Annotated in this window: 17 protein-coding genes and 1 tRNA gene; 4 read left to right on the plus strand and 14 right to left on the minus strand. The window is 64.1% G+C overall.

Annotation, left to right across the window (positions count from 1 at the left end):
• Positions 1–134: 134 nt before the first annotated feature.
• The 12 genes from ACFHWW_RS12740 to rplU all read right to left on the minus strand — a co-directional run bounded on the left by ACFHWW_RS12740 (position 135) and on the right by rplU (position 10,475).
• Positions 135–1,457 (minus strand): S41 family peptidase, encoded by a 1,323-nt coding sequence (locus tag ACFHWW_RS12740; protein WP_100672756.1) that lies wholly within the window; start codon positions 1,455–1,457, stop codon positions 135–137.
• Positions 1,447–2,871 (minus strand): murein hydrolase activator EnvC family protein, encoded by a 1,425-nt coding sequence (locus ACFHWW_RS12745; protein WP_379938514.1) that lies wholly within the window; start codon positions 2,869–2,871, stop codon positions 1,447–1,449. The genes ACFHWW_RS12740 and ACFHWW_RS12745 overlap by 11 nt, the downstream gene beginning before the upstream one ends.
• A 141-nt stretch (positions 2,872–3,012) precedes the next feature.
• The gene (rlmH, locus tag ACFHWW_RS12750) at positions 3,013–3,495 is read right to left on the minus strand and encodes a 23S rRNA (pseudouridine(1915)-N(3))-methyltransferase RlmH (RefSeq protein ID WP_379938516.1); all 483 of its coding nucleotides are present in this window, start codon (positions 3,493–3,495) and stop codon (positions 3,013–3,015) included.
• A 152-nt stretch (positions 3,496–3,647) separates the two neighbouring features.
• Positions 3,648–4,139 (minus strand): ribosome silencing factor, encoded by a 492-nt coding sequence (rsfS, locus tag ACFHWW_RS12755; protein WP_379938518.1) that lies wholly within the window; start codon positions 4,137–4,139, stop codon positions 3,648–3,650.
• Positions 4,140–4,183: 44 nt separating this feature from the next.
• A complete protein-coding gene (locus ACFHWW_RS12760; RefSeq protein WP_379938520.1) occupies positions 4,184–4,771 on the minus strand; it encodes a nicotinate-nucleotide adenylyltransferase in 588 nt (195 codons plus the stop codon).
• Between the two features lie 35 nt (positions 4,772–4,806).
• The gene (locus ACFHWW_RS12765; RefSeq protein WP_338284004.1) at positions 4,807–6,090 is read right to left on the minus strand and encodes a glutamate-5-semialdehyde dehydrogenase; all 1,284 of its coding nucleotides are present in this window, start codon (positions 6,088–6,090) and stop codon (positions 4,807–4,809) included.
• Positions 6,083–7,264 carry a glutamate 5-kinase gene (gene proB, locus ACFHWW_RS12770; RefSeq protein ID WP_275597185.1) on the minus strand — a complete coding sequence of 394 codons (1,182 nt, stop codon included), beginning with the start codon at positions 7,262–7,264 and terminating at the stop codon, positions 6,083–6,085. The genes ACFHWW_RS12765 and proB overlap by 8 nt, the downstream gene beginning before the upstream one ends.
• Before the next feature lie 2 nt (positions 7,265–7,266).
• Positions 7,267–8,277, minus strand: coding sequence for a GTPase ObgE (obgE, locus tag ACFHWW_RS12775; protein WP_379938523.1), 1,011 nt, complete (start codon positions 8,275–8,277; stop codon positions 7,267–7,269).
• Positions 8,278–8,453: 176 nt separating this feature from the next.
• Positions 8,454–9,041 (minus strand): GNAT family N-acetyltransferase, encoded by a 588-nt coding sequence (locus ACFHWW_RS12780; protein WP_379938525.1) that lies wholly within the window; start codon positions 9,039–9,041, stop codon positions 8,454–8,456.
• Positions 9,038–9,670, minus strand: coding sequence for a GNAT family N-acetyltransferase (locus ACFHWW_RS12785; RefSeq protein WP_018097332.1), 633 nt, complete (start codon positions 9,668–9,670; stop codon positions 9,038–9,040). The genes ACFHWW_RS12780 and ACFHWW_RS12785 overlap by 4 nt, the downstream gene beginning before the upstream one ends.
• Positions 9,671–9,800: 130 nt before the next feature.
• A complete protein-coding gene (rpmA, locus tag ACFHWW_RS12790; protein WP_018097331.1) occupies positions 9,801–10,070 on the minus strand; it encodes a 50S ribosomal protein L27 in 270 nt (89 codons plus the stop codon).
• 33 nt (positions 10,071–10,103) lie between these two features.
• Positions 10,104–10,475: a 50S ribosomal protein L21 gene (gene rplU / locus ACFHWW_RS12795; RefSeq protein ID WP_003531204.1), complete on the minus strand. Its 372-nt coding sequence runs from the start codon at positions 10,473–10,475 to the stop codon at positions 10,104–10,106.
• A gap of 300 nt (positions 10,476–10,775) precedes the next feature.
• Here rplU and ACFHWW_RS12800 point away from each other — a divergent pair.
• Positions 10,776–10,865 (plus strand) — tRNA-Ser (locus tag ACFHWW_RS12800).
• A gap of 190 nt (positions 10,866–11,055) precedes the next feature.
• Here the strand turns inward: ACFHWW_RS12800 and ACFHWW_RS12805 are convergent.
• Positions 11,056–11,559 carry a hypothetical protein gene (locus ACFHWW_RS12805; RefSeq protein WP_379938528.1) on the minus strand — a complete coding sequence of 168 codons (504 nt, stop codon included), beginning with the start codon at positions 11,557–11,559 and terminating at the stop codon, positions 11,056–11,058.
• 277 nt (positions 11,560–11,836) lie between these two features.
• Here ACFHWW_RS12805 and ACFHWW_RS12810 point away from each other — a divergent pair, with 277 nt between their 5' ends.
• On the plus strand, positions 11,837–11,998 hold the full coding sequence (locus ACFHWW_RS12810) for a hypothetical protein (RefSeq protein ID WP_100672764.1): 162 nt from the start codon (positions 11,837–11,839) through the stop codon (positions 11,996–11,998).
• A gap of 60 nt (positions 11,999–12,058) precedes the next feature.
• Here ACFHWW_RS12810 and ACFHWW_RS12815 read toward each other — a convergent pair whose 3' ends face one another.
• Positions 12,059–13,366, minus strand: a complete 1,308-nt coding sequence (locus ACFHWW_RS12815) for an amidase (protein ID WP_379938530.1) — start codon at positions 13,364–13,366, stop codon at positions 12,059–12,061.
• A 123-nt stretch (positions 13,367–13,489) separates the two neighbouring features.
• Between ACFHWW_RS12815 and ACFHWW_RS12820 the strand changes: the two genes are divergently transcribed.
• Positions 13,490–13,711 carry a KTSC domain-containing protein gene (locus ACFHWW_RS12820; protein WP_100672766.1) on the plus strand — a complete coding sequence of 74 codons (222 nt, stop codon included), beginning with the start codon at positions 13,490–13,492 and terminating at the stop codon, positions 13,709–13,711.
• A gap of 330 nt (positions 13,712–14,041) precedes the next feature.
• A complete protein-coding gene (locus tag ACFHWW_RS12825; RefSeq protein WP_379938532.1) occupies positions 14,042–15,604 on the plus strand; it encodes an alkaline phosphatase D family protein in 1,563 nt (520 codons plus the stop codon).
• Positions 15,605–15,722: the final 118 nt, after the last annotated feature.

The raw sequence follows: 15,722 nt of genomic DNA on the forward strand, positions 1-15,722 counted from the left end.
CATGACGATGGACTTGAAGGAGGCCAGAATCATCGCACATGCGACTGCATGCCGATGGATAATATAAAGGCGCCGGGTTGAACAGCCCGGCGCCTCCTTGATTCCTCTCACCTGGAACTCTGCAGGTGGGGGGCTTATTCCTTCAGCTGCGCCTGTTCCGGGTTGGCCGGGAAGGCCGGATCCGTCTTCTTGCCGCGCAACAGGTCGAACGCATAGTTCAGCTGAATGTCGTCCTTGGTTTCCGGCGGCACGTAAGCGACCGAGCCGGAGCCCTCTTCGGTCTCTTCCTGGCCCGGAATGTGACCGCGCAGATCGGATTCGCCCTGCGCTTCCACCTTGCCCAGAAGCTCGGGCGGCAGCGGCTGCTCCACCTTGATGTCGGGCGTGATGCCGGTGCCCTGGATCGACTTGCCAGACGGCGTGTAATAGAGCGCCGTCGTCAGACGCAGCGCTCCGGCGTCGCCGAGCGGGATGATCGTCTGTACCGAGCCCTTGCCGAAGGAGCGCGTGCCGAGAACGGTGGCGCGCTTCAGGTCCTGGAGAGCACCGGCCACGATTTCCGACGCGGATGCCGAGCCGCCGTTGACGAGCACGACGACAGGCTTGCCGCCGGCCAGGTCGCCCGGGGTCGCATTGAAGCGGCGGGTTTCATCCGGATTGCGGCCGCGGGTCGAAACGACCTCGCCACGCTCCAGGAACGCGTCCGAGACATTGATCGCCTGGTCGAGCAGGCCGCCCGGATTGAGGCGCAGGTCGAGGACATAGCCCTTGAGCTTGTCCGCGGGAACTTCCGCCTGGATCTTCTCGATGCCCTTCTTCAGGTCCTCGAAGGTCTTTTCCGTAAACGAGATGACCCTCAGATAGCCGACATCCCCTTCGACACGGACCTTCACCGCGCGGACCGCGATCACGTCGCGTACGATCGTCAGTTCGATCGGCTTTTCGGCTCCCTTGCGCAGGATCGTCAGCTTGATCGGCGTGCCGACGGCGCCGCGCATCTTGTCGACCGCTTCCTCCAGCTTGAGGCCGCGGACGTCCTGACCGTCGATCTTCGAGATGAAATCGCCTGCGAGCACACCGGCGCGCGCGGCGGGCGTGTCGTCGATCGGACTCGTCACCTTGACGAGATCTTCTTCCATGGTGACCTCGATGCCGAGGCCGCCGAACTCGCCGCGCGTCTGGGTACGCATATCTTCGGCGTCGGTCGAGTTCATGTAGCTCGAATGCGGGTCTAGAGACGAGAGCATGCCGTTGATGGCGTTCTCGATCAACTTGTCATCCTGCGGCGGCGTCACGTATTGCGCGCGCACGCGCTCGAACACGTCGCCGAAGATCGCCAGTTCGCGGTATGTCGACGAATTTGCGGCCACGGCCGGCATGGTTGCCGAGTAGACGACGCCCATCGCCGTCGCGCCCATCAGCGCCCCGACCAGGACAAGTGAAGCTCTACGTATCATTTCGCGCCCTTCCAACCTCTGCTGCGGTCCACCACGGTCGGGAATCAACCGGCTTCCCGTCTTTTCTGAATTCAATGTAAAGCGTTGGCCTGTCGGTTTCCAGCGCCAAGGCCGCCGCACTCGCCACTCTTTTTGCACCCATCGCCGCCACCGGCTCCCCGGCCACGACGAATTGCCCCGGCCGGACACTGACGTTTTCCATGCCGGCGAGCACGATATGATACCCGTCACCGGCATTGAGAATGATCATCTGCCCGTAGCTGCGGAAACTCCCGGCATAGACGATCCACCCGTCCGCCGGCGTAGTCACCAGCGCGCCTGCATTGGTTTCGAGCATGATCCCCTGCAGCGAATGCCCCGTTCCGTCCGCGTCGCCAAAACGGCGCACAAGCGAACCCGCAACGGGATAAGTCAGCCGCTCCCGCAGCTCGGAAAAGACATATGCCGGCGCAATGCGGTTTTTGTCAGGCACGGCACTCCTGGCGAGCTCCCGCGCAGCCTCGCGCTCGGCCTCGCTCATGCGGCGGCGTTCCTCCTCCTCGGCGCGGGCGGCGGCGGCGGCTTCGCGCACGGAGGAGATCTCGTTTTCGAGCGATGAGATCAGGCCCGCGAGGTTCTCCGCCTGCAGGGCGAGTTCCTCGGCCTTGCGCTGTTCGACCGCCAGATCGGCCGCATTGCGTTGCCTCAGCTTCTCCTTTTCGGCAACGAGCATCGACATGCGCCGCTCTTCCTCGAGCCGGGCGGTCATTGCCGCGGTCAGTTCCTCGCGTTCCCGGGCGATGCCGCTGCGAATATCGGCGAGCGCCTGCAGGTCGGCGACGAGGCTGTCGGTCTGCTCGCGTATCTCAGGAACGACGGCGCCGAGCAGAATGGCGCTGCGTACGGAGCCGAGCGCATCCTCCGGGGTCACGAGGATTGCCGGCGGCGGATTGCGGCCCATGCGCTGGAGAGCGGCGAGCACCTCGGCCAAAAGGCCGCGACGGGCCCGCAGCGAACGCCGCACCACATCCTCCTTGACGCGCAGATCGCCGAGCTTCCTTTCGCCGTCGGCGATCCGGCGTTCGAGCTCCTGCCGCTTGGCTGCCGAATCCACGAGGGCTTCGCGGAGGGTCTCGTTGCTCTTGTCGATCTCGGCGATCGTCTTTTCGAGTGCCTCGGAGCGATCCCGCGAGAGCGTGATCGTCTTCGACAGTGCCTCGAGCTCGCTCGCGGTACTGTCGCGCCGGACCGCCAGATCGGCAGCCGGATCCGGCGGCGCCGGCTTGGCGGCACCTGCATCGGCCGGCGCGGCGGCGGGCGCGTCCTGAGCCGCAGTCGGGCCGATCACCGACAGGAAAAGCGCCATGACCGCAGTACCGCAGCCGAACCGCCGGGCGCCCCGCTTCAAGCAGGCTCTATTCGTTGGAGGTCTCATCCCGTCTCATAAGTCCAAAAGTTAGGAGACCCTAATCTGATTTGGCTGGGCAAACCAATACATATTCGCGTTATCGTATCGGGAGGCGGACCGGGCCGGTTCTACGGAAAGAAAGCGCGGCAACGGGGTGCGGCAGCCGGATCAGGCCCGATGATAAGGATGCCCCGAAAGGATCGTCACGGAGCGATAAAGCTGCTCGGCGATGAGGATGCGCACGAGCTGGTGCGGCCAGGTCATCCTGCCGAGGTTGAGCACGGCGTCGGCGCGGGCGTGGAGCGCGGGATCGAGTCCGTCGGCACCGCCGATCGCTATCATCAGATCGCGCTTGCCGCTGTCTCTGAAGGTAGCGAGCAGGTGTGCGAAAGCTTCCGAGTCGAGCGCCTTGCCGCGCTCGTCGAGCAGCACGAGCAGGCTGCCCTCGGCGAGCGCTTTTTCAAGCTGTCCCGCTTCCTCGCGCTTGCGCGTCTCCGCATTGCCGGCGCGGCTTTCTACCGTCTCCACGACGCGGGCCAATTCGAGGCCGACGGCCGGACCCGCCTTGGCGAATCGGTCGAGATAGCGGCCCGCAAGGTCCTTTTCCGGCCCCCCCTTGAGGCGGCCGACTGCGAAAAGTCCGATACGCATGACCCGATCCGTCCCCGCCGGCGCCGATCGGTTGTTATCGACCGGCAAAATTCTTGCCGCCATCCGCCTTGTCGGCGATGGCAATCGCATGTCACGTTCGGCACCGGCCGCCGCTCCGTCCTGAGTCGATGGTCAGGATCGGGCGACGTGTCTCAGTGCAGGGTACCGTCTTCGATCTCGGGAGCCGCCCACATCTTTTCGATGTTGTAGAACGCCCGGATTTCCGGCCGGAAGATGTGAACGATCACATCGCCGGTGTCGATCAGTACCCAGTCGCCACCCTCGAGACCTTCGACGCGAGCCCTGCCGAGGCCGTCGTCCTTCAGGTCCGTGATCAAGTGGTCGGCAATGGCCATCACATGCCTGTTCGATCGCCCGGAGACGACGACCATGAAGTCTCCCAGCGCCGATTTTCCGGCAATGTCGATGGTAACGATATTTTCTGCCTTCGAGTCCTCTAGGCTTTCGAGGACCAGTTGAAGCGCACGGACAGCGGCTTCGTCGCTCGATTCCGTGCTGCGCGGGAATGCGGATGCCGCATATCCCTTGGCGTGTGCTGTTGTCAGGGTTTTTCCTTTCCAAATGAACAGAACAGGCACGTTCGATTCGAAATAATTTTTCGAACCGTACTTAAATGTAGGCATCAAACCCATACGGTTTCAAGACACGGGATCCGAATTACGGGAAATCACCCGAATTTGGCCGAACGAAGCGCCGTCGAACTCAAGCCCGAACGCGGGCCGTGAATGAAGGTCCAGGCGGGCGCGCGGCGGAAAGCGAGGGTTCCCGCATCCTCCTCGTCGACCCGGGCCTTGCTGAAAGCCCTCGCCATCGGCGAGGAAAGATAGGCAAGAGTCGATCCCGGCCGGTCGATAACGGCGATAGGGAAAGTGGTGACGATCTTGCGCCAGTCCTGCCAGTGGTGAAAGTTCTTGAGATTGTCCGCGCCCATGACCCAGACGAAACGGACGTCGCGGTTGCGGGCGCGGATCGCCTCCAGCGTGCGGGCCGTGTAGCTCTGGCCGAGCGCCTGCTCGAAAGCGGTCACCTTGATGCGCGGATTACGAGCGATCTTCTCGCTCATCGCGATGCGTTCGCCAAGAGGTGCGAGATGGTTGCGGTCCTTGAGCGGATTGCCGGGCGTCACCATCCACCAGAGCTGATCGAGCCCGAGCCGGCGCAAAGCGGTCTCGGCGACGAGCGCATGCCCGTCATGCGGCGGATTGAAGGATCCGCCGAACAGGCCGACGGCCATGCCGGACTCGACATGTGGCATGCTGAGATAGCGCGCATTCACTTCGCTCGGTGTCGTCAGGGCCGCACCTGTCCGGTGCCGCGCACGCGATACTTGAACGAGGTGAGCTGTTCGACGCCGACAGGCCCGCGGGCGTGCATCTTGCCGGTGGCGATGCCGATCTCGCCGCCCATGCCGAACTCGCCGCCGTCGGCGAATTGCGTCGAGGCATTGTGCAGGAGGATCGCCGAATCGATCTCGGAGAAGAACCGCTCCACCACGGCGGGATCCTCGGCGATCACGGCTTCCGTGTGGGCCGACGACCAGGTGTTGATGTGCTCGATCGCGCCGGAAATGCCGTCGACCAGTCTTACCGAGATGATCGCATCGAGATATTCGGTGGCCCAATCCTCGTCGGTCGCAGCTTTCAGGCCGGGCATGAGCCTTGCGAGGTCGTCGCAGACGCGCACCTCGCAGCCGGCATCGACGAGCGCCTCAAGGAGCGGCTTTGCGAATTTCTCGGCTGCGTTGCGATCTATCAGCAGCGTCTCAGCGGCGCCGCAGATGCCGGTACGGCGCATCTTCGCATTGACGACGATCTTCTTCGCCATATCGTGATCGGCCGACGCATCGACATAGATGTGGCAGAGACCCTCGAGATGGGCGAAGACCGGCACCCGCGCCTCTTTCTGAACACGGGCGACCAGGCTCTTTCCGCCGCGCGGCACGATCACGTCGATCGCGCCGTTCAGGCCGGTGAGCATGGCGCCGACGGCAGCGCGATCGGCGACCGGCACCATCTGGATCGCATCTTCCGGCAGGCCGGCGGCCTTCAATCCCTCGGTCAGGCAGGCATGGATCGCCCGCGACGAGTGAAAGCTGTCGGATCCGCCGCGCAGGATCACCGCATTGCCGGCCTTGAGGCAGAGCGCGCCGGCATCCGCCGTCACGTTCGGACGGCTTTCATAGATCACGCCGATCACGCCCAGGGGCGTCCGCACCCGTTCGATGTGGAGCCCGTTCGGACGGTCCCATTCGGAGATCACCTCGCCGACGGGGTCCCTGAGTCCGGCGATCGCGCGGATGCCGTCCGCCATGTCGCGGATGCGGCTTTCCGTCAGCGTCAGCCGGTCGATGAAGGCGGTGGCAACACCGCTTTCGCGCGCGTTTTCGAGGTCGAGCGCATTGGCGCCGAGGATCTCGGCGGTCCGCGCGACGATGACGTCTGCCATGGCGACGAGTGCCGCATGCTTGCGCTCGGCGCTTGCAGTCGCGAGCGGTCGGGCGGCCGCTTTGGCGCGGCGTCCGATCTCCAGCATCATCGCGTTGACGTCCTTGTCCTGTTCGACCGTCTCAAGCATGGAGCTTGCCCTTTCCCTCGTCGCTTTCCTCTGCAGGGCGCGCGCCCGATGGAGCCGTCATGACCAGATCGTCGCGGTGAACCATGGCGGTGCGGCCGGCATAGCCGAGGATAACAGCGATCTCGGCCGACTTCTTGCCGGCGATCTGGCGCGCCTCGTCGGCATCGTAGCCGGCAAGGCCGCGGGCGATCTCGCGGCCGGAATCGCCGATGATCGCAATCGTATCACCACGGCTGAAGCTTCCCGTCACCTGCCGGACACCGGCCGGCAGCAGGCTCTTGCCGGAACGCAGCGCCGCTTCCGCTCCGGCATCGATCGAGAGCGAACCGGCCGGCAGGAGCTGTCCGGCGATCCAGGTCTTGCGGGCGGTCACCGGAGAGCCTGACGGCGCGAACCAGGACGAGCGCGCGCCCGCCTCGATCGCGGCCAGCGGGTGATCCGGCTTGCCGGAGGCGATGATCATGGCGCAGCCGGCAGTGGTGGCGATCTTGCCGGCGTCGATCTTGGTACGCATGCCGCCGCGCGAAAGCTCGGAGGCAGCGCCGCCCGCCATTGCCTCGATCTCGGGTGTGATTTCGGCGACCGTTTCGAGGAAACGGGCGTTCGGATCGAGATGCGGCGGCGCGGTATAGAGCCCGTCGATATCCGAGAGCAGAACCAGAAGGTCGGCGCCGACCATGGTCGCGACCCTGGCTGCGAGCCGGTCGTTGTCGCCATAGCGGATTTCGGTGGTCGCGACCGTGTCGTTCTCGTTGATGATCGGCACCGAGCCGAGCTTCATAAGCTGGCCGATCGTCGCGCGGGCATTGAGGTAGCGTCGTCGTTCCTCGGTGTCGCCGAGGGTCAGGAGGATCTGGCCGGCGACGATCGCATGGGTCGAGAGGCTCTCAGACCAGGCACGCGCCAGCACGATCTGGCCGACGGCGGCGGCCGCCTGGCTTTCTTCGAGCTTCAGCGCACCCGCCGGCAGATCGAGCACCGTTCGTCCAAGCGCGATCGCTCCCGAGGAGACGACGAGGACTTCCACGCCCTTGGCCCTGAGGGCCGCAATATCGGCGCAGAGCGCGTCGAGCCAGCTCTTCTTGAGCCCCGTCTTGCGGTCGACGAGGAGTGCCGAGCCGATCTTGATGACGACCCGGCGGTATTTCTCGAGCGCTTTGCGGGCCTTGTTCATGCCTAAGCTTCCTCTTCGCCCGCCTTGGCAGCGGCGATGACGCTGCGCAATGCTCTCAGCGCCTCGGTCATACCCTTGTTGGTCACGGCGGAGATGAGAAGCGGCGGCGTGCCGCAGGCTTTGCCGAGCGCCTTGGCCTTCGCCTTCAATTCGTCCTCGTCCAGCACGTCGATCTGGGAAAGAGCCACGATCTGGGGCTTCTCCTCGAGCCCACCGCCATAGGCTTCGAGCTCGTGCTTCACGGTCTTGTAGGCCTTGGCGACATCCTCTTCCTGCGCGGAGACGAGATGCAGCAGCACCCGGGTGCGCTCGACATGGCCGAGGAAACGGTCGCCGATGCCGACGCCCTCATGCGCCCCTTCGATCAGCCCCGGAATGTCGGCGATAATGAACTCCTTCTCGTCGATGGTGGCAACGCCGAGATTGGGATGCAGCGTCGTGAAGGGATAGTTGGCGATCTTCGGGCGAGCCCGGGTGCAGGCGGCGAGAAAGGTCGACTTGCCGGCATTCGGCAGGCCGACGAGGCCGGCATCGGCTATCAGCTTCAGCCGCAGCCAGATCGTCTTCTCCTCGCCCTCCAGGCCCGGATTGGCCCAGCTCGGCGCCTGATTGGTGGAGGATTTGAAATGTGCGTTGCCAAAGCCGCCATTGCCGCCGGCGGCGAGCCGGTAGCGCTGCCCTTCCGCCACCATGTCGACGATCAGCGTCTCGTTGTCCTCCTCGAAGATCTGCGTGCCGACCGGCACCTTCAGCGTCACGTCGCCGCCCTTGGCCCCGGTACGGTTGCGTCCCATGCCGTGCGTGCCGGTCTTGGCCTTGAAATGCTGCTGATAGCGGAAGTCGATGAGCGTGTTGAGGCCATTGACGGCTTCCACCCAGACATCGCCGCCGCGGCCGCCGTCGCCGCCATCAGGGCCGCCGAACTCGATGAACTTCTCGCGGCGGAAGGAAACGGCGCCCGCGCCGCCATCCCCTGACCGGATATAGACTTTCGTTTCGTCGAGGAATTTCATCGGTTCGCCATTTCTGAGTGATCGCTTCGAGTCGAGGACGGAATGCGGGGCAGCCCGCGCACGTTCCCGATCCCGCTCTGCTTTTGCGCCATCGATATAGGCGCTTCCGGCAGAGGTCAAAGATTATCGACATGAAGAACCCCGCCAGGACTGTACCGGCGGGGTTTCCTATCCGTTCAGTCCGGCCGGCGCAGGTCCTCGGCCGCAAGCCGGGTTTCGATATGCGCGACCATCGCATTGCGGGCGAGCGCATAGATCTGGCTGCAGCCGGTGATCCGGAAGCCCAGCTTTTCCTGCACCTTCAGCGAGGCCGGGTTGTCGGCGAAGACGCCCGAATGCAGCACCGTTTCCGGCATACGGCGGAAGAAGCGCTCGACCGCGGCATGGGCCGCCTCGCTCGCCAGCCCCTTGCCCCAGTAGAACCGGTTCAGCCAGTAGCCGACATGCCATTGGCCGTGCCGGAGCTCGATGCCGATGCAGCCGATATGAACGTCGTCGCCCGGGGTGGTGATGGCGAGCGTCCAGTCCGGCAGCACATCGGCCGTCTGGCGGTTGAGCCAGTCGAGCGCATCCTGGTGGTGGTAAGGCGCCGGAACGCGCGAAAGCATCCGCGCGACCTGGAAATCCCCGAGCGAGTCGGCGATCGCTGCCGCATCGGAAAGCCGGTGCGGCCGCAGCCGCAGCCGTTCCGTTTCGATGACCGGCGCCGGGCCGGGGCCGGGATGGGCGACCGCCCGGGCGCGCTCTGTGACCAGGGCGTTCATCGGACACCTCCCCAGCTTCTCAACGAGACCCAGGTCTTGCGGTCGAGCCTGTACCATTCGACCGGGACCATGCCGCCGAGCGCCAGGCTGCCGACCATGCCGGAACCCTGGAACTGGAAGCCGCACTTCTGGATGACCCGGCGCGACGCGATGTTCATGACCCGGCAGCGGGCATCGATCTGGTCGATGTCGCGGGTGCGGAAGGCCATGTCGGTCAGAGTCTGTGCCGCCTCGGTCGCATAGCCCTGGTTCCAGTAGGGCTCTCCGAGCCAATAGCCGAGCTCGACGGTTTTTTCGTCGGCGTGCGGCTCGACACCGCAGCAGCCGAGGAATGCGCCATTGTCCGCTTTCGTGATCGCATAGACGCACTTGCCAATCGTGCCGGCTTTTGCGCGTCGCACGAAATCGGCCGCATCCGCCGTCGTATAGGGGTGCGGCATGCGCGAGACCATGTTGGCGATGTTGGCATTGTTGGCAAGATGGGCAAGGGCGTCGATATCGTCTTCATGGGGCGCGCGCAAAACGAGCCTGGGCGATAACAATATCGGGCAATCGGTCCTTGACCGCTGAGGCCTCAGCCTTTGTTCGGGAGACCGGGATTGGTCTTCCCTGACGAGCTCGGTTTGCATGGTTCTTCCTCCAGACATGCGAAAAGGGGAGTTGGGTATCGCCCCATCTCCCCTTTGAAGTCTGGCTTTGGAACCTTGCGGTGCGTCAGCCGGGTCGATGAGACGCCGGCTGTTTTAGAGCGCTACCGGCTTATTCCGCTGCTTCGGCTTTCGGCATTACAGACACGTAGACTCGGCCGTTGGCCTTCTTGCGGAAGTCCACGTTGCCCGTCGTAAGCGCAAAAATCGTATGGTCCTTGCCGAGGCCTACATTGACGCCGGCATGCCACTTCGTGCCGCGCTGGCGCACGATGATGTTGCCTGGAATGACGGCTTCGCCGCCGAACTTCTTCACGCCAAGGCGCTTGGACTCGGAATCGCGACCGTTACGCGACGAACCGCCAGCTTTCTTGTGTGCCATTGGTGTTCTCCTTTAAACCTTCGATCCCGGAACTCAGTTTGCAGCTTCAGCGGCGGCTTCGGTCTTCTTCGAAGCCTTCTTCGCCTTGCCGCCGGCGGCAGCGATGTCCAGGATGCGGACGATCGTCTGATGCTGGCGATGGCCGCGCGAGCGCTTGGAGTTCTGGCGGCGGCGCTTCTTGAAGGCGATGACCTTCTTGGCGCGGCCCTGATCCACGACTTCGGCGCTGACGACGGCACCTTCGACAAACGGAGCACCGATGGTGGCATCGGCGCCGACGCCGACCATCAGGATCTCGGTGAATTCGATCTTGTCGCCAGCAACGCCTTCCAGCTTTTCGATGGTAATGACGTCATTGGCCGCCACGCGGTACTGCTTACCGCCGGTCTTGATGACTGCGAACATATTTTGTCCTTTCATGTTCGGTCCGGCTCTTTGCCCGAAGACAAGGCCGTCTTTTTGTCAGTCGCTACATGGAGCGAAGCGCCTCGGAAATCCTCGACCTTCGCCAGTGAACGGGCACAACACTTACCCGGCGCGGCACGGGCTAAGCCCACACCAACTCATGGCGCGGATTACGGGAACGGCCCTTGCTTGTCAAGGCGAAAGCCACCATATCGCAGATATTCTTATCGCAAGCCCTTGCCAGCGGCAGAAACTGCCGCTATGAACCGGCCGCGCTGAACAAGCGCCAACCGGCCCCGCGGAGAGGTGGCAGAGTGGTTGAATGCACCGCACTCGAAATGCGGCATGGGTGCAAGCCCATCGGGGGTTCGAATCCCCCCCTCTCCGCCAGATGTCTTACTGCGTCTTTCCGAGTTTTTCATCGTTGCCATAACTCCCGGCACGCTCGATCTTATGAGGCGGGGTGAAATTGCACACCGGTTTTGCATCCGTCGTAGGCTTCACCAAGCCAGAGGCGGATCTCAACGCGGTCTTATTCTGTGAGGACACAGATCGAAGCGCCCTTATGCATCTCTCAGCGTCACGCCCCCGCATTCCTGCTGAGCCACGCCTCCAATCCCGCGATCACCGACAGCCTCAAACTGGCGTTGCGCGTCAGCGCCCGGGCAAGCGGGCGGCCGTCGGGTGGGAAGCCCATTTCGGCCATGACGTCGGCAGGTTTCAGCCCGCGGCGGGTCATTATCGTTCTGATCCCGGCAATTGTTGAGGGAAGCAGATAGCGGCCGCTGGCGATCGGGGTTCCGGCGGGCTGCGGGCCGGCTTCCAGCGGGGCGGTGGCGGGCGCGGACAGCGCGCCTTTGGAGACGAGCCAGGCGAGAAAGCTTGCACGTTCGGCATCGCTTGCCTTCGCCCAGGAGTTCTTGAGCTTCTCCAGACGGCTGCGCTCCGGCTTCAGGCCGGCGAGGACCAGCGCCTGGCGCAGCGAGGGGATTTTGCCGGTGGCAAGCGCGGCGTGGATTTCCGGAAATTCGGCCTTGAGGCGGTGCAGGTAGGGGGCGTCGTCGCCTTTGGTTTTCTTCGCCATCTTGGCTCCGCTTGTGACTTTCCCGGGCGGTGTAGAGCATTTCACCGTTTCATAGAAACACTGAAATTCTCTAACGGGTCCAACGCAGTTTCGGACGGAAAACCGTTACGCACTTTCCTGGAAGTGCTCCAGCGCGCCGGGAGAATGGGGGCGAGCGAAATATCCGGTGTCCGCCGAACCTTGGTTTGAAAGCCGGTCTCGCTCCAGTTCTGCACAAGTCAGCCTTTCTAACGTCGCCCGACAGCCGTAATGAATGCGGCGAAGGAAGGACGATTCGATGTCTGACGATGTTGAGCGCTACGGCGAGCCGCAGGATGCGACCGTGGCCCTGTACCTCATGAACAATGACGGCGGCGAGCTGACCGACGTGCTGGTCGCTGCGCTCGAAGACGCGTTTCGGATTCTCAATGAGGAATGGTCGAGCCGGTCGATGCATTGAGGCATCGCCGGTAAAGCCTGCACGCAAACGGCCATCCTGCGCGCGGAAACGCGAAGCCGTTCACCCGCTCTTGAGCAGACCCTCCATTGCGGCCGCAGCGCCAAGCAGCATCGCGTCCGCGCCGTGCCGGCCCATCAGCATCAGCCCTGCCGGCCGGCTCGAGCCTGGCATCGGCAGGGTTATTGCGGTCAGGTCGAACTGGTTGGCAACCTGAGTGTTGCGCAGCAGCAGGTCCTCCACGCGGCGGTATTCCCTCCTGTCCTCTTCGACCGAGGCGATGCTGACGGCGGGGATGGGGGTGGTCGGCAGCAGCGTAAGATCGAAGGGTGCCAGCCGCTCGTCCATGGCGCGCATGAGCTCTTGCCGCGTCCGCAGCAGGTCCTGGATCGCTGCGTCGGGGACCGTGAGGCGGCGGCGCAATGTGGATTTTACGCGGATGTCGACCGGCGCATTGTCGTCCAGGAGCCAGCCCGCGTGCACACGGCTTGCCTCGAGGCCGGCGAGCGAGCCGATCGCGGTTGCCTCGGCGAAGCGGGCAAGCAGATCGTCGATCCTGCATGCGGCGAGTTTCGCACTCGCACGGGAGAGTGCCTGCAGGCTTCTTTCGAAAGCCGCCGCAATCTCCGGCGCAAGCCCTTCGAGAAGGGCGCCTTCGGGAATGCCGAGCTTCAGGCCGGCGAGCGGCACGGGCTCGAGCGGTCTCGGCGTCTCGCCGGCCATGACCGCGTCGGCGGCCGCGCAATCGGCGACCGTGCGCGCAAGCGGGCCGATCGAATCGAGGCTGGGGGACAGGGGAAAGGCGCCCTCCAGAGATACGCGGCGGGCGGTGGGCTTGAAGCCGACCAGGCCCTGCAGGGCGGCCGGAATGCGCACCGAGCCGCCGCTGTCGGAGCCGATGGCGATCTCGCTCGTGCCCTCCGCCGCCGAGACAGCGGCACCCGAGGAGGAACCGCCGGGAATGAGGCTCGGATCGACGGCGTTGCCGGGCACCGGGTAATGCGGATTGAGGCCGACGGCGGTAAAGGCGAATTCCGTCATGTGAGACTTGCCGATGATGACGGCGCCGGCCGCGCGGAGACGCCGGACGATCGCCGCGTCCGCTGTTGCCGGAGGCGCCGCGCGGCGGATGATGGAGCCCGCAAGCGTCGGCTCGCCGGCGATGTCGAAGAGGTCCTTGATGGAGACGATCCGCCCGTCGAGGGGCCCGAGACTCGTGCCCTCGCGCCGCCTCCCGTCGGCAGCGTCCGCTTCCGCGCGGGCTCGCTCCCGATAGAGCTTTACAAAAACGCGTTCATCGTTCCGCCGCCCGTCAAGTCGGGCGAGAACGGTTTCGAGTCGGTCGCGGCAGGGCATATCTGACGGGGGCAAGGAGGACCTCGTGAATTGCGGGCCAAGTCCGGAGGGAAGTCCTTGGAAGCGCTCCAATATTTAAAGGATCGTACGATTGATGTACAATAGGGGCGATAGCGACAAGCAATCGGGAAGACGCCGATGCGAATTCTACGATCCTCCGCAATCCTCGACTCCTCCGCCATCCACGAGGTCAGATACGATGCGCCGCGCCGGACGTTGAGCGTCTGGTTCCTCGGTAACCGCAGGCCCTATCACTACCTCGACGTTCCGGAAGAGGTTTACGAGGAACTGTTGCATGCGGATTCCGCCGGCAACTATTTCAACCAGCACATACGCCATCACTACGGGTTCCTGCATTAGGGCCTGTTTCATTACTGAGATTCATTTCGGAGGACTGCAATCTCTCCTCCCTCGTCATCTCCGTGCTCGTCACAGAGATGAGAGCGGCGCCGCGTCTGCGGCGCGGGAAGCGTTCTTTCAGCCCAAGGACTTGGTCTGGCTGGATTCCTGTGACAAGCACAGGAATGAGGGAAGTCAAACGAGCCGCCGCGGGTAGCCCGAGCCCGTTTCACAGAACTGTCGCCAAACCGTCCGAATAGTTTCATCCGTCTGTAAAGCCGCTGACATCCGGCTGGCCAATGGTCCGCTCGCGAGAACCGACGATTCGCGAAACGGAACCGGAGGCAGGGATTGGCCGCTCTTCGAAACACCCTCACTAGGCGTTCTTTCCTCTTCTCTGCCGGCGCCGCCGGTCTTGTCGCTTCTTCCGGTCTCGCCACGCCGTTCTATGCGCGCGGCTACGGGCGGCCGGAATTCGCCCATGGGGTGCAGTCCGGCGATGTCGATACGGGCTCGGGGATGATCTGGACGCGGGTCGATCGGCCGGCGCGCGTTTCCGTCGAATATTCGACCACCGAGAGCTTTTCGAATGCCGTCATGCTTGCCGATATCGATGCGACGCCGCTGACCGACTGCGCCGTCAAGTGCCGGCTCGACAAGCTGCTGCCGGACCAGGACATCTTCTATCGCTTCGTCGCGACCGATCTCTACGACGCCAATCGCGTCTCCGAACCGGTCGTCGGGCGCTTCCGGACGGCTCCCTTGCGGCGCCGCTCCGTGCGTTTCGTCTGGTCCGGCGACACGGCGGGGCAGGGCTGGGGCATCGACGAGATCGGCATGAAGACCTATTCGACCATGCGGCTGCACGAGCCGGATTTCTTCATTCATTCCGGCGACACGATCTATGCCGACAATCCCATCCCCGACGAGATCAGGCTGCGCGACGGCGGCATGTGGAAGAACCGGATCGTCACGCCCGAGAAGCGCGACGTTGCGCGCACGCTCGAGGAATATCGCGGCCAGTGGAAGTACAACCTGCTCGACGAGCATGTGCGGAGGCTCCATGCCGAATGTCCCACCTTCTATCAGTGGGACGACCACGAGGTCCTGAACAACTGGTCGGCCTCGACCGATCTCAGCGACGACCCGCGCTATCCGGAGAAGGATGTCGCCGTCTATGCCGCCCGCGCGGCCCGGGCCTTCCACGAGATGACGGCGATCCGCACGCTCCCGACCGAGCCCGGCCGCATCTTCCGCAAGATCGCCTATGGTCCGCTGCTCGACGTCTTTTTCGTCGATCTGCGCTCCTATCGCGGCCCCAACCAGGGCGAGGGGGGTGGCGACCTCTTCGGCTGGCGCCAGGCGGACTGGCTGAAGCGCGAGCTTGCGGCGTCCAGCGCCACCTGGAAGGTGATCGCCTGCGACATGCCGATCGGTCTCATCGTCTGGGACGACTATTCGGCAAGGCGCGGATCGGATGCCATCGCCAATGGCGACAATGGCGCGCCGAAGGGGCGCGAGACGGAATTTGCGGATCTCCTGCGTTTCGTCCGCGACAACGCGATCGAGAACATCGTCTGGCTGACGGCGGACGTGCATTACACGGCGGCGCATCACTACGATCCCTCGCGGGCCGCCTTCAAGGACTTCTCGCCGTTCTGGGAGTTCGTCTCCGGGCCGCTTCATTCCGGCACCTACGGACCGAAGGAGCTCGACATGACCTTCGGCCCCGAGGTTCGCTTCATCAAGGCGTCGGGCGGAGGAATCGACAGCAACCTGCCGCCGTCGGCGGGCCTGCAATTCTTCGGCATCGTCGATATCAGCGGCCAGACGCGGCAGATGACGGTGCGGCTGATGGACCGGCAGGATCGGGAACTCTGGCGGGTAATCCTGGATCCGGCGGTGTCCGTTTGAACCGGCGGCGCTTCACGCAGGTCAGCCCTGCGTGCCGGCCCCCTTTCGCTTCCGGGAAAAAACCTGTATGAGCGCGGCAACTGAAAAGCGGTACCTGCCTCGTCGCGCGTGCCCACGA

Source organism: Sinorhizobium sp. P24N7 (assembly GCF_042436655.1).
GTDB classification, from domain to species: Bacteria; Pseudomonadota; Alphaproteobacteria; order Rhizobiales; family Rhizobiaceae; genus Sinorhizobium; species Sinorhizobium meliloti_A.